Origin of the sequence: Bacteroides sp. AF29-11 (genome assembly GCF_003602895.1) — a bacterium.
In the GTDB taxonomy this organism is placed as follows: Bacteria; Bacteroidota; Bacteroidia; order Bacteroidales; family Bacteroidaceae; genus Bacteroides; species Bacteroides uniformis.
This window is the reverse complement of sequence record NZ_QTLY01000011.1, coordinates 125,561-139,991: the sequence shown is the minus strand read 5'-3', so window position 1 is coordinate 139,991 and position 14,431 is coordinate 125,561. Positions and strand designations below refer to the sequence as shown.

Sequence of the window (14,431 nt, the reverse complement as noted above, 5' to 3'; positions counted from 1 at the left end):
TACCTTATTATATTATGCAAACGTTTTCATTGGGCTATTTGATGGGGGTTACGCTGGCGGTATCGACCTTTCCCTTGAAGAAGTCCTCTTTCTTGCGCTTTTCTCTGATGTCCTTCAGCCAGTTTTCGGCGGCATTGTATCGGTTGTCTTCTCCGATGATGGGAACTCCGTCCGCATCTACTTCCTGCACTTTGTCCTTGCTGTTTTTCGGACGGGTTTTCAGGTAGGCCGTTAGGTATCTCTCTGCTTTGGACGCATCTTTCAGATAGTAATAATAGATAAAGGCTGCGTCGTAGAGCAGTTTGTGTTTCTGCCGGTCGTATTTTTCGTATTGCGTCAGAAGGGTATTCGCCTGGTCGGTGTATTGAAATGCCATCTTGTAGCAGTCCGCAAGCCCCACATATAGGCGGGACATGACACTGTCGCTGGGCATGGCGAGGCTTACGGCAGTTTCTAGATAAGTCACTCCATCCTCTTTCCATGATGTCTTGGAGCAGGCGCGTCCCAGATAATAGAGAACGTTGATGTTGGTATTGTCATCTTTAAGAGCCCTTTCCAGCAGGTCGTGTGCTGGGTAGAAGTCTTCGAGGGCATAATAACTGATTCCGGCGTAGAAGCAGGTTTGGAAAGAACTGTCTTTTTCCTGTAACAGTTGTTCATATCTTTCTATTGCTTTGGGGTAATCTTTGTTCAGGCAATAGGCTTGGGCATTGATGCGGTTCACAAGGACGTTGGTGGAGTCTATGGAACGGTATTTCTCCGTTATGCTTATGGCGTCTTCATACTGGTGGCCTGCTACATAGATGTTGCCGAGTTTGGCAGCAGACAGGTAATCATTGGGATATCTTTTCTGTATGTCCAGATAGGCATCTATCACATGCATGATTTCTGTGTTGTCATAGACTTGCCCCATACTTTCGGCTCTAAGGTGTAGTACATAGGCGGAACTGTCCCTTTCTGCCAGCAGGTTACTTTCCTTTAGAGACTCACGGTATCTCTTCATGTTCATCAGCAGACTGATATACTGGATGCGTGCGTATTTATTGTCCGGATTTATGTGGAGCGCATTCTGGTAGTAATCCAGTGCCTCGCTATATTTGGCTAGTGATTTGCAGCATTCGGCAGCTTCAATGTATGCCCGGGGATTGAGAGAATCCTGAGCTACGACTTCTTGAAATACGCTCAGAGCTTCAAGGTTATTGCCCAGTCCTTTCAGCGCTTTCCCTTTTTGGTAGAGCAGGGGGACGGTCGGGGTTTCTTGATCGATCAACATCAAGGCTGTTTCATAATCGTAGTTGGCCATCGCCTCTTGAATGGGGTTTGTGGTCTGTGCCGCCAGAAGTGAACAGCATGCACTGAAACATAAGGAGATAAAAAGCTTTCGCATACAGTATATCATTTATATGAGGTTAAACTGACTGCAAGTTACTAAAAAGAATGTATTTACGAAATAATCGTAATCTGTTTTAGATAGATTAACGAAAAAGCCCCTCCAAAAATGATGGAGGGGCTTTAAAATAGTTCGGAATTCAATCCGGATAACGGAATGAATAAATGTATTACATTAAGAATCCCAGCAGGATACCTGCTGCTACAGCGGAACCGATTACACCGGCAACGTTCGGGCCCATGGCATGCATCAGCAGATAGTTGGTAGGATCGTATTCCAGACCTACTACTTGGGAGATACGTGCAGAGTCGGGTACGGCAGATACACCGGCATTACCGATCAACGGATTAATCTTGTTGCCCTTCTTCAGGAAGAGGTTGAAAATCTTCACGAAGATGACGCCGGATGCTGTGGCAATGACAAATGATAAGGCGCCCAGACCGAATATCTTGATTGAATCAAGGGTTAAGAACTCGGATGCTTGCGTAGAAGCACCTACTGTCAAACCAAGCAGAATAGTAATGGTATCAATCAGTGGACCACTGGCTGTGTTTGCCAGACGACGTGTAACTCCACTTTCTTTCAGTAAATTACCGAAGAACAGCATACCCAGCAAAGGCAGACCGGATGGTACAAGGAATGTGGTTAGTAACAAACCGATAATCGGGAACATTACTTTTTCCGTATGTGAAACCACACGGGGAGGTTTCATACGGATAAGACGTTCATTTTTACTGGTCAGCCAACGCATAATAGGCGGCTGTATCACCGGTACTAATGCCATATATGAATAGGCTGATACCGCAATGGCACCCATTAAGTTAGGAGCCAGTTTGGAAGAGAGGAAGATGGCAGTCGGACCATCGGCACCACCAATGATACCGATTGCACCAGCCTGCATCGGGTCAAATCCTATGGCAAGGGCAATCATATAAGCACCGAATATACCGAATTGGGCTGCTGCACCAACCAACATTAATTTGGGGTTCGATATCAAAGCAGAGAAATCCGTCATGGCACCGATACCCAGGAATATGAGTGGCGGGTACCAACCGGAGGTTACTCCCTGGTACAGAATATTAAGTACGGAACCTTCTTCATAGATACCGACTTTTAATCCGGCTTCCATATTGAAAGGTATATTACCAATCAGCATACCGAAACCGATAGGAATTAATAGCATCGGCTCAAATTCCTTGGCTACAGCCAAGTATATGAAAAACAAACCTACCAGAAGCATTACCACATGTCCTACCGTTGCATTGGCAAAACCTGTATAAGTCCAGAAGTCGGCAAGGTTGTTTCCTAAAAATGTGATAAATTCTCCCATATTATTCAATAATTACGAGGTCAGTACCTTCGAGAACAGAGTCCCCTTTGTTTACATTGATGGCTGTAATCTTACCGTCTTTATCAGCATTGATATTGTTTTCCATCTTCATGGCTTCCAGAATGATGATAACTTGTCCCTTCTTTACTGTATCGCCGACATTTACTTTGATATCGAGGATTACACCGGGAAGCGGAGATTTTACACCTGACTTGCCGGTAGAAGCAGCGGCCGGTTTTACTACCGGAGTAGCAGGAGCAGCAGGAGCGGATGTGGCTGCCGGACGTGCTACCGGTTTAACGACTACCTTCGGTGCTTTTTCCATTTCAACTTTGTAGGGAGTACCGTTCACTTCTACATGAGCGATGTTGTCTTCAATATCTCCAATGGCAACTTTATATACGTTACCGTTAATTTTATATTTATATTCTTTCATCGTTTTATTTTATTATGGGTGACTTACTTTTTGTGAGGAGTCTCACGCAACGTATAAATCTTTGAACTCCACGGTGAGTAACTGCGTTTTACACGGGTAATGGTAAGTATCGTGTCTTCCACATCGTGTACATCGCTTTGGAATTCGTGCATGGCCATTGAAATGGCAGCAAAAACTTCTCCCGGAGCCTGCCCCAGTTGTTTCTCTTTTGCTTCTTGTTTATCAGTAATACCTTTAGCTTTCATGGCATTGCGTTTGCTGAGGTTAACTGATATTTTACCTATAATCTTGAAGGAGATGTAGAGTAATATCAGCCCGCAGAATACAACGCTCATGGCAGAAATAGCCATACCGATACCTACGCTGTCATGCTCTTCGAATTTTTCCATTTTGGCATTGCTGTCGATAGTCTTGTTGTTGGTACTCGGAGTGACATATTTATCTTCGCTTCCACCCTTTACTTCCCATTGGTCGGCTGCATCACTGACACGGGCATAGGATTGGTTGGCTTTTAAAGTACCGGCAGGCACTATGACTTGATCAAGCAATTTCTTGCCGGAATCATACAACCCAATCCAGTTGGCATTTGTGGCATCCAGTTTGAAGTTCGTATGAAATGTACCGCGTCTTGGTTCTCCATCAGCCCAGAAAAGTGCATGCTGACGTGGTTTTATGAGTGTCAGAACGTCACCTTTGGGAATGAAATAACTGGCAGTATCACCCGGCTGGCTGCTGAATTTCAGATAGCAACCTGCAAGGTCGGCGCTGCCGTATGATCTGTTGAATATTTCAATCCATGCGCTGTGCACACCGTAGTCATCCTGATAGTTGCTCTCGTTGTTGACCAGCACTTCATTCAGCAGCAGTTTGTTGTTCGATTTCTGTTCTTTGCAAGAAGAGCAAAAGCCCAACACCAGCATCAATGAAAGGAATATTCCGATTTTTGTTTTATTCATAATCGTTCTTGTTTTAGTGTGAAAAGCTTGATTACAAGGGAATATTACCATGCTTCTTAGCCGGGTTAGTCAATTTCTTGGTTTGCAACTGTTGCAGGGCACGAATGATGCGGAAACGTGTGTTACGCGGTTCGATAACATCATCAATGTAGCCATATTTAGCTGCATTATAAGGATTGGCAAACAACTTGGTGTATTCAGCCTCTTTTTCAGCCAGGAATTGAGCCGGATTTTCCTGCTCTTTGGCTTCGCGGGCATATAATACTTCTACAGCACCTGCACCACCCATTACAGCGATTTCAGCAGTAGGCCAAGCATAATTCATGTCGCCACGCAGCTGCTTACAGCTCATCACGATGTGCGAACCACCGTAGGACTTACGCAGTGTAATGGTAACCTTGGGTACAGTAGCTTCACCGTATGCATACAGCAGTTTGGCACCGTGCAGGATGACGCCGTTGTACTCCTGGCCGGTTCCCGGAAGGAATCCCGGTACGTCTACCAATGATACGATAGGAATATTGAAGGCGTCGCAGAAACGGACGAAGCGTGCGCCCTTGCGGGATGCGTTGCTGTCGAGCACACCTGCCAGATACTTCGGCTGGTTGGCAACGATACCTACGGACTGTCCGTTGAAACGTGCGAAACCGATAATGATATTCTTTGAATAATCTTTTTGGATTTCGAGGAACTCACCATTATCTATGATAGCGCCAATTACCTCGTACATATCGTACGGTTTGTTCGGGTTATCAGGAATGATGTCGTTCAGGGAATCTTCCAGACGGTCGATAGGGTCTGTGCAGTCTACATAAGGAGCTTCTTCCAGGTTGTTCTGGGGAATGTAGCTCAACAGTTTGCGGATAAGGGCCAAACCTTCTTCTTCTGTCTGTGCAGTAAAATGAGTAACACCAGATTTGGTGGAGTGAACGCTCGCGCCACCCAGGTTTTCCTGGCTTACGTCTTCTCCGGTTACAGTCTTTACTACCTTCGGACCGGTAAGGAACATGTAGGATGTACCTTCCATCATCAAAGTAAAGTCTGTCAATGCAGGAGAGTAAACGGCACCACCGGCACAAGGACCGAAAATACCGGAAATCTGCGGGATGACACCGGAAGCAAGGATGTTACGTTGGAAGATTTCAGCGTAGCCAGCCAAGGCATTGATACCTTCCTGAATACGTGCACCGCCCGAGTCGTTGATACCGATACACGGAGCACCCATTTTCATGGCTTGGTCCATAATCTTACAGATTTTCAGAGACATGGTTTCGGACAGTGAACCGGCAGAAACTGTGAAGTCCTGTGCGAAGATATAAACCAGACGGCCTTCGATTGTACCGCAACCGGTTACTACACCGTCACCGGGGTAGTGTTTCTTTTCCATGCCGAAGTTGGTGCATCTATGTTCTACGAACATGTCCATTTCTTCGAAACTGCCTTCGTCAAGAAGCATGGCTATACGCTCACGAGCTGTATATTTACCCTTCTCGTGTTGCTTTGCAATCGCTTTTTCACCACCACCGAGACGTGCTGCAGCGCGGCGGTCTATAAGCTCTTTAATCTTTTCAAGTTGATTACTCATGAATTTATATTCTTTAAGTGTTTATACAATTTATGATTTGATGATTTTACAGTCTTGCTTATTCCGGTTTCTCGCAAAGCTCGGTCAGGACACCGAGAGTTGACTTCGGATGCAGGAATGCAATGTTCAGACCTTCTGCACCTTTGCGGGGAGCTTTGTCTATAAGGCGGATACCTTTTTCTTCGACTTCGGCAAGCGCACCGGCCACTCCGTCTTCAACGGCGAATGCGAGATGATGCATGCCACCGTTACCGTTGTTCTTTTCGATGAACTTGGCAATTGTGCTTTCGGGAGAAGTAGGTTCCAACAATTCGATCTTTACATCGCCCACTTTCAGGAAAGCGGTTCTAACTTTCTGATCTTCCACGGTTTCGATGTTGTAGCATTTCAAACCTAAAACGTTTTCGTAGTACGGAAGGGCTTCTTCAATGCTCTTAACGGCAATGCCCAGATGCTCAATGTGTGAAATCTTCATAACTATATAAATTAATGTTAGTATTGTATCCTTTTAATAAAGGTATAAAGCAGCACAAAGAAAGAGAATTCTTCCTTAATAAAGAAATTTTTCATCAATTAATTAATGGTTAATTGAACTTTAGAAGGATTTTTTCAGACTTTAGATAGAGACCGGTTGTTTTCTTGATATCGTCCGCTAACGGACATCCCCACTGTCCGAAAATGAACACTTACCCCTCTATGAAACCTTTCCGGCCACTTGGCACACTCTTTGCTTTTCTGTTTGCGACAATTTTAAAGATTGAACATGAAAAAGAATATTTTACTTGCAGTTTGTTTTTTGATGCCGTTGGCAACCATGGCGCAGAATGATACTTTGGGACATGAACGCAATATTACGCTGTCGGAGGCCATTGTACTGGCCCGTACGCAGTCTGTGGATGCTGCTGTGGCATTGAATGAATTGAAAACCGCGTATTGGGAATACCGTACATTCCGTGCGGACTTGTTGCCGGAAGTGAATTTCACCGGTACACTACCCAACTATAACAAGTCCTACAGTACCTACCAGAATTCCGACGGCTCCTATAGCTTTGTTCGCAACAATACACTGGGGCTGTCCGGACAGCTTTCGGTAGACCAGAACATTTGGTTTACGGGGGGTAAGCTGTCACTGACTTCTTCGCTGGATTATCTCAAACAACTGGGTTCCGGAGGAGCGAAGCAGTTCATGTCAGTCCCCGTGAGTCTGGAGTTGACGCAACCGGTCTTCGGAGTGAATACCTTGAAGTGGAACCGCCGTATAGAGCCCGTACGCTATGCCGAGGCAAAGGCCGAGTTCATTTCAGCTACGGAAGAGGTGACGATGAAAACCATCACTTATTTCTTTGAGTTGCTGCTGGCCAAAGAATCGCTCGCTACCGCCATGCAGAACAAGACGAATGCCGACCGCCTTTATGAAGTGGCCATAGCCAAACGTAAAATGGGACAGATATCCGAGAATGATTTGTTGCAGCTTAAACTGAATTCATTGCAGGGCAAGGCCGACGTGACTGAGGCAGAGAGCAACCTGAATGCAAAAATGTTCCAGCTCCGTTCTTTCCTCGGGGTGTCCGAGCAGGAAAGCCTGAATCCGGTGTTGCCCGCCACTGTTCCCGATATAAAGATGGAGTATGACCGTGTGCTGAACAAGGCACTAGAACGCAACTCCTTTGCACAGAACATTCGCCGCCGCCAGCTCGAAGCTGATTATGAAGTGGCAACGGCACGCGGAAACTTGCGCAGCATCGACCTCTTTGCCAGTGTGGGCTATACGGGGCAGAACCATGAATTCTCTTCAGCCTACCGGGACTTGCTTGATAATCAGATTGTGCAGGTAGGCGTCAAGATTCCTATCCTTGACTGGGGCAAGCGCCGCGGCAAGGTAAGGGTGGCAAAGAGCAACCGTGAAGTGGTCTTGTCCAGAATCCGTCAGGAACAGATGGACTTTAATCAGGACATCTTTTTGCTGGTGGCTAACTTCAACAACCAGGCGCAACAGCTGGACATAGCCGAAGAGGCGGATGTCATTGCTGAGAAGCGTTACAAGACCAGTGTAGAGACCTTTATGATAGGTAAAATCAGCACCCTGGACCTGAACGATGCACAGAACTCTAAAGACGAAGCCCGTCAAAAGCATATTTCAGAGCTGTACTACTATTGGTATTACTTCTATCAGCTCCGCAGCTTGACCCTTTGGGATTTTGAACGCGATACGGAATTGGAAGCTGATTTTGAAGAGGTGGTAAGAGGATAAGTCGACGGGTTGCAAGTGATAAGTTATGAGTTATTTGCCGGTAAAAGTACCGTATATGCGATATTATAGGTAAATAACTTATAACTTATCATTCATAACTCTGCTTTTTTACTTATTTTTGCGGGAAACAAACTACAATTTTTATGATACTGATAATAGACGACGATAGTGCTGTGCGCTCTTCCCTCAGCTTTATGCTGAAGCGTGCCGGATATGAGGTGAAAACGGCTCCAAGTCCTCGCGAAGCTATGGACATAGTGAGGGCCGAAGCTCCCGCCTTGATTTTGATGGATATGAACTTCACTCTTTCCACTACCGGAGAAGAGGGACTTACCTTATTGAAGCAGGTAAAGGTGTTCCGTCCCGATGTGCCCGTTATTTTGATGACGGCATGGGGAAGTATCCAGCTTGCCGTGCAGGGTATGCAGGCCGGCGCATTCGATTTCATAACCAAGCCTTGGAACAATGCTGCTCTTTTGCAGCGCATCGAGACGGCCCTTGAGCTTACGGCCGCCCCGAAAGAGGTGCCGGAAGAACAGACTACCGCATTGAATCGCAGCCATATTATAGGTAAGTCCAAAGGGTTGATGGAAGTGTTGAACACAGTGGCCCGCATAGCCCGTACCAATGCTTCGGTGCTGATTACGGGCGAAAGCGGAACGGGCAAGGAGCTGATTGCCGAAGCCATCCATATCAACAGCCAACGTGTGAAGCAGCCTTTTGTCAAGGTGAACCTTGGTGGCATCTCGCAGAGCTTGTTCGAGAGCGAGATGTTCGGCCATAAGAAAGGGGCGTTTACCGATGCCAGCGCCGACCGTATAGGGCGTTTTGAAATGGCAAATAAAGGTACTATCTTCCTCGACGAGATTGGTGACCTCGACCCTTCCTGCCAGGTGAAACTGCTGCGCGTGCTTCAAGACCAGACATTCGAAGTGCTGGGCGATAGCCGTCCCCGCAAAGTCGATGTACGCGTTGTGTCCGCCACTAATGCAGACCTCCGCAAGATGGTGTCCGAACGTACTTTCCGTGAAGACCTTTTTTACCGTATCAACCTGATTACCGTAAAACTGCCCTCCTTGCGGGAGCGCCGTGAAGATATTCCTTTGCTGGCACGTCACTTTGCCGACCGTCAGGCAGAGGTGAACGGCTTGCCGCGTACGGATTTCTCGGCCGACGCTCTGAATTTCCTTTCCCGCCTGCCTTATCCGGGCAACATTCGTGAGTTGAAGAATCTGGTGGAGCGTACCATTCTGGTCAGCGGCAAGCCGGTGCTGGATGCCGCGGATTTCGATGCCCAATATCTGCGTCACGACGAACCGGCCAAAGCTGCCGAAGGTACTTCTTTTGCAGGTATGACCTTGGATGAAATAGAGCGGCAGACTATCTTGCAGGCGTTGGAACAGCATAAAGGGAATCTCAGTCAGGTGGCAGTGTCATTAGGCATCAGCCGCGCTGCGCTTTACAGACGTTTAGAAAAATATAATATTCAAGTCCCGTGCGCATAAAATTCTTTTTCTTCATACTTGTCCTTTTTCTGCTCGGTCTGGGTGGAATGCTGGTATATTTGCTGAGTGGGAAGCCGCTTTTGTATCTGTACGTATTGGAGGGGCTCATCGGGTTTATCCTTATCTATCTGATAGTATTCTATAATAAGATAGTGAAGCCGATGAACACCATAGGCAGCGGTATGGAGTTGCTGCGCGAGCAGGATTTCAGTAGTCGTCTCAGCCGGGTAGGGCAGTACGAAGCAGACCGCATTGTGAATATCTTTAACCGAATGATGGAGCAGCTCAAGAATGAACGGTTGCGCATGCGCGAGCAGAATCACTTCTTGGATTTGTTGATTCAGGCATCTCCAATGGGGGTTGTTATCCTGACAATGGACGATGAAGTGTCGCAACTGAATCCGATGGCGGTAAAGATGCTCGGTGTCCGTATGGAGGAGGCGATGGCAAAGCGGCTGGACCAGATGGATTCTCCGTTGGCTGCCGAACTTTCGTCCATTCCCAAAGACGAGACGGCAGTGGTCCGTCTCAATGATGCGAATATTTATAAATGCACCCATTCTTCTTTTATTGACAGAGGGTTCAAACATCCTTTTTTCTTGATAGAGCGTATGACAGAAGAAGTGATGCGTGCCGAGAAGCGTGCCTATGAAAAGGTAATCCGCATGATAGCTCATGAAGTGAACAATACCACTGCGGGCATCACTTCCACACTCGATACAGTGGAGCAGGCACTTTCTACAGAAGATGATATGGAGGACATCTGCGACGTGATGCGCGTCTGTACGGAGCGTTGTTTCTCGATGAGCCGTTTCATTACCCGTTTTGCAGATGTGGTAAAGATACCTGAACCTACCCTGGTGCCCGTCCAACTGAATGAGTTGGTGTCCATGTGCAAGCGTTTCATGGAAGGAATGTGCAATGACCGCAATATAGGGCTACGTCTGGAATGCGACCCGGAGGTGGGAATGGTGCGTATGGATGCTTCTCTTTTTGAGCAGGTGCTTGTGAATATCATCAAGAATGCTGCCGAAAGTATAGAGGGGGACGCCGGAGAAAACGGACAGCAAGGTGAGATAATAGTAAGGACCACTGCCCCCGCTTCTGTGGAAGTCGTTGACAATGGTCCGGGGATAAGTAAAGAGACCGAAGCTAAACTCTTCAGTCCCTTCTTTTCCACCAAGCCGAACGGGCAGGGAATTGGCCTGGTGTTTATCCGGGAAGTTTTGAGCCGTCATGGTTGCACGTTCTCCCTACGTACCTACAACGATGGATTGACCCGCTTCCGTATACTATTTAATTGAAATTTGAAAGTTTTACCTTTCACCTTTCAATTTTTATCTTTCGCCTTTCCATTTTTAAAGAATTCTTTTGCATACTCCTCCAGTATCTTTTTAATGCCTTGGCCGATGGTTGCATAGTCTTTCTCGTCCAGATTGGCGAGTGAGGCGCGTACGCTCCATTCGGGGCCGTCAAAACCACCGCCGTTCAGCAGCACCAGAGAGGTTTCTTTGGCAAGGCGGAAGACTACGTTCAGCGGGCTGTAGGTACGTTTCAGATATTCTACAAAGTCGTCCCCATAGAACTTCTTTGCCCAAACCAGCATGTCGATTTCTGTATAATAACCTACGCGCAACGGGTCTTCCGTCAGCGTGAAACCGGTATTTTCCCAAAGGGCATGCAATCGGCGGCGGATAATCTCCTGCATCTTTTGCTTGTATTTGTTTTCCTTGTCCAGCAGGGCAAAGGCGGCGAAAAGGCCCATCTGCATCTGTTGTGGCAATGACAGTCCGGCGGTATGGTTCAGTGCCACCTGACGGCTGTCGGCAACCATACGGTCGATAAACTTCAGTTTTTCAGGTTCCAGAGTGAGGGTGGAGTAGCGGTGGTGCAGAATCTCCCGTTTCTCTTTCGGCAGTTTGGCTATCAGCTTGTCGAACAGGTTGAATTCGTGCAGGGCAATGACCGCATTGCGCCATCCGGTGGCACCGAAGTATTTGGAGAATGAATAGACGCAAAGCGTATTGTAGGGAATTTCTGCCATGAACGAACGGAAGTGCGGACTGAATGTACCGTATACGTCGTCTGTAATAATCATCAGATTAGGGTTGTCATTCCTGACGATGCTCACGATGCGCGCCATTGTATCCGGACTGAGTGTGTAGCTGGGCGGATTACTGGGATTGGTGACAAAGAGGGCCTTGATTTTAGGGCTTTTCAAGCGGTCTATGTCTTCGTCGCTGTACTGCCAGAGGTGCATCCCTTCGCTATTCATGCGGTTGGCATGTATTTTGGTCACTCGAAACTGGTAGCGGCTGAGTTGTGGGATTTCAATATAGGGGGTAAAGGCAGGAACCATGAGGACGATACCGTCCCCTTTGTTCAGCAGGAAGTTTTCCTGCAGGGAGTCGAAGATGTAGCACATGGCGGCTGTTCCACCTTCGGTGGCAAACAGGTCATAGGCACCCCGGGGAGGACGGTTGTCGCACATCTCTTGCGAAAGGTAATCTTGCACAAGGATTTCCGTAAAATGAAGGATGCGGTCGGGCACGGGATACTGATCGCCTACAATGCTTTCGGCCCATTCGTGTACAAGGCTGTCGGGGTCGGCGGCATGCTGCATCAGCAGGTAGTTGTAGGTTTGTTCCAGCAATTTGGCGCCCGGTACGTTATTGTTCTTTTTCAGGAAGGCTTCGAAGCGAGAGGCAATGCCTTTTTTTTCGGGGATGCCTGCAATTCCCTCGGGCAAATCCATGATGCGGCGGCACTCTTCCAGGCCGAAGCTTCCCAACAGGAAGAAGGCTTCGCGTGGAGCGGTTGCAATCCAGTTGGGGTTGCCGCGCCCTGCGTTCAGCATGGTACGGGCGGTTTTCTTCAGACTCTCGTCTGCCATGTCTATCAGGCGGTTCTTCAGTTCGAAAGGACTGATAGATTCCATTTTCTTTTCTAAAAGTTTTGTATCCATAAGCTCAAGTTTAGGTTCGTTATTTATTGTTTTCAGTCATTCGGTGAATAATCTCTGTTCATGTGGCGGACTATTTCTTTCCTTGCTTGAAATTAATCGTCCGATATATGTTTCCTTTTCGTCCGACAGTTGTTGAATCATCGTCCGACAACTGTTGAATTATCGTCCGACAGCTGTCGGACGAATAGCTATTAGTGAATGGGTATATAGTCGCTTGCATTTCCGGCAATAATTCTTTGAATGCTCCGGATTAGTAAGCATTGGTACAGAATCGTCTTATATTAGCAAAACGATGACTACACCCCATATTATTAATAAGGTATTGCCCACGGCATAGGTCACGGTGTATCCCAGAGCAGGTGTCTCACTCTCAACGGCATCCTGCACTGCGCCTAAAGCGGCCGTAGTGGTACGTGCCCCTGCGCAGACGCCCAAAGCCAGTGCCGGATGGAACTTGAAAACATACCTTGCCAGCAGCAAGCCGATAATCAGCGGCAGGGTGGTGGCTGCTGCTCCCACCAGAAACAGGCTGATACCTACGTCGTGGAAGCCCTGCACGAAACTGGGACCTGCCGAAATGCCCACTACCGCGATGAACATGTTCAGACCGACATTGTTCAACACCCATTGTGAAGGTTCGGGAATGCGCCCGAAGGTGGGGTGCTTACTGCGGAGCCAGCCGAAGAACAAGCCCGCAATCAATGCGCCGCCGCTTGTGCTCAAGCTGATGGGGATACCGCCGATATGGACGGAAAGTGCTCCGAACAAACCTCCGACAAGGATACCCAGGCCTACGAATATCATATCCGTCTGGTTGGTAGGACGGTCTATATACCCCAGACGTTTGGCTGCTGCTTCCACTTCCTGCCTGGTACCTACCACTTCGATGACGTCGCCGGCATCTACTACCGTTTGTGCCAGCACGGGAATGGATATTCCGGCGCGCTTGATACTCCGGATACTGACACCGTGCATGAACTTTTCCCTTCGGATAACTGCAACCGTCTTGCCGGCAACCGTCTTGCGTGTGATTGTAACCGGTAACTTTTCGGCAGGAAAATCCAGGAGCTGGGCATCTTGTACTTCCGGCCCTATCCAGCTTTCTTCGCCTATGATGTATTCGCGGCGTCCGCTTAGCACTACTTCGTCTCCCGGCTCTATCTGTATGTTCATGCTGACTTCCACCACAACTCCGGATTTGCGGAGGCGTTCCACAAATAGACGTTTGTCGTGCTGCCGGAAGTAGACTTCCAGGTCAATCACCCGCTTTCCATTCTTGAACCACTCGTTTTCGACCCGGTAGGCACGGAAAGTGACGGGGCGTGCCGCCGGCATGAATCCCGGTTCGTCAGCCAGAGAGCTGCCCATCTTCGCCTCCAGCTCCTTGCAGGCGGCTTTCACCTTTTCCAGCCCGCCCAGCATCTTGGGACCGATGGATGATAGGACCCATGCCGAGCCTGCCGTACCGAAAATGTAGGTGACGGCGTAGGATACGGGAATGATGTTGACGTAACTTTGTCGTTGGGCCTCGTCCAGTCCCATATTGGCCATGGTGTCTTCTGCCACTCCGATGACGGCGGAGATGGTTTGCGAACCGGCCAGCAGTCCGGCAGCTTCACCGGCATTGTAGCCCATCATCAGGGCCAGCAGCCAGGTCACTAACAGTACGGATATACACATCAGTACGGCAAAGCCCACTTGGGGTAATCCGTCCTTTTTCAGTCCGCGGAAGAACTGGGGACCCACTTTATAGCCCACGGCAAAAAGGAAAAGCAGAAAAAATACCGACTTTATCGGACCCGGTACGGCTATATTCAGTTGCCCTACCAGTACGCCTACAAGCAGTACACTGGTCACTGTGCCCAGCGTAAACTTACCGATACGCAGTTTCCCCAGCCAGAATCCCAGGAATATAGTGAGGAAAATGGCAAGTTCGGGGCGTTCCCTGAGCTGGTTGAAAATCCATTCCATAATCAAGTTGTTTAGGTTATATATTGGTTGTTCCGATGCTTT

11 protein-coding genes are annotated in these 14,431 nt (G+C 48.0%); 3 read left to right on the top strand and 8 right to left on the bottom strand.

The genetic code is table 11. The annotated features are described in order from the left end of the window. Window positions 1-34: 34 nt before the first annotated feature. From DWZ03_RS18320 to mce, 6 genes are all read right to left on the bottom strand, one after another. Window positions 35-1,387, bottom strand: coding sequence for a tetratricopeptide repeat protein (locus tag DWZ03_RS18320; RefSeq protein WP_119958014.1), 1,353 nt, complete (start codon window positions 1,385-1,387; stop codon window positions 35-37). 172 nt (window positions 1,388-1,559) lie between these two features. After that, window positions 1,560-2,720: a sodium ion-translocating decarboxylase subunit beta gene (locus tag DWZ03_RS18315; RefSeq protein WP_005826789.1), complete on the bottom strand. Its 1,161-nt coding sequence runs from the start codon at window positions 2,718-2,720 to the stop codon at window positions 1,560-1,562. A gap of 1 nt (window position 2,721) precedes the next feature. Beyond that, window positions 2,722-3,156, bottom strand: coding sequence for a biotin/lipoyl-containing protein (locus tag DWZ03_RS18310; RefSeq protein ID WP_005826788.1), 435 nt, complete (start codon window positions 3,154-3,156; stop codon window positions 2,722-2,724). Window positions 3,157-3,179: 23 nt separating this feature from the next. Then, the gene (locus DWZ03_RS18305) at window positions 3,180-4,112 is read right to left on the bottom strand and encodes an OadG family transporter subunit (protein ID WP_008663742.1); all 933 of its coding nucleotides are present in this window, start codon (window positions 4,110-4,112) and stop codon (window positions 3,180-3,182) included. A gap of 31 nt (window positions 4,113-4,143) precedes the next feature. Further along, window positions 4,144-5,697: an acyl-CoA carboxylase subunit beta gene (locus tag DWZ03_RS18300; protein WP_005826784.1), complete on the bottom strand. Its 1,554-nt coding sequence runs from the start codon at window positions 5,695-5,697 to the stop codon at window positions 4,144-4,146. A gap of 58 nt (window positions 5,698-5,755) precedes the next feature. Beyond that, window positions 5,756-6,172 carry a methylmalonyl-CoA epimerase gene (gene mce / locus DWZ03_RS18295; RefSeq protein WP_009036790.1) on the bottom strand — a complete coding sequence of 139 codons (417 nt, stop codon included), beginning with the start codon at window positions 6,170-6,172 and terminating at the stop codon, window positions 5,756-5,758. A gap of 288 nt (window positions 6,173-6,460) precedes the next feature. On the opposite strand from mce, the gene DWZ03_RS18290 reads away from it, so the two are divergent. The 3 genes from DWZ03_RS18290 (at window position 6,461) to DWZ03_RS18280 (ending at window position 10,757) form a co-directional block, all read left to right on the top strand. Continuing rightward, on the top strand, window positions 6,461-7,948 hold the full coding sequence (locus tag DWZ03_RS18290) for a TolC family protein (RefSeq protein WP_005826781.1): 1,488 nt from the start codon (window positions 6,461-6,463) through the stop codon (window positions 7,946-7,948). Between the two features lie 143 nt (window positions 7,949-8,091). Next, window positions 8,092-9,453, top strand: coding sequence for a sigma-54-dependent transcriptional regulator (locus DWZ03_RS18285; RefSeq protein WP_120130507.1), 1,362 nt, complete (start codon window positions 8,092-8,094; stop codon window positions 9,451-9,453). Next, a complete protein-coding gene (locus DWZ03_RS18280; protein WP_120130506.1) occupies window positions 9,444-10,757 on the top strand; it encodes a sensor histidine kinase in 1,314 nt (437 codons plus the stop codon). The genes DWZ03_RS18285 and DWZ03_RS18280 overlap by 10 nt, the downstream gene beginning before the upstream one ends. A gap of 26 nt (window positions 10,758-10,783) precedes the next feature. Here the strand turns inward: DWZ03_RS18280 and aspD are convergent, their stop codons facing one another. Further along, the gene (gene aspD / locus DWZ03_RS18275) at window positions 10,784-12,418 is read right to left on the bottom strand and encodes an aspartate 4-decarboxylase (protein WP_120046693.1); all 1,635 of its coding nucleotides are present in this window, start codon (window positions 12,416-12,418) and stop codon (window positions 10,784-10,786) included. A gap of 276 nt (window positions 12,419-12,694) precedes the next feature. Continuing rightward, window positions 12,695-14,389 carry an aspartate-alanine antiporter gene (aspT, locus tag DWZ03_RS18270; RefSeq protein WP_120130505.1) on the bottom strand — a complete coding sequence of 565 codons (1,695 nt, stop codon included), beginning with the start codon at window positions 14,387-14,389 and terminating at the stop codon, window positions 12,695-12,697. Between the last annotated feature and the right edge of the window lie 42 nt (window positions 14,390-14,431).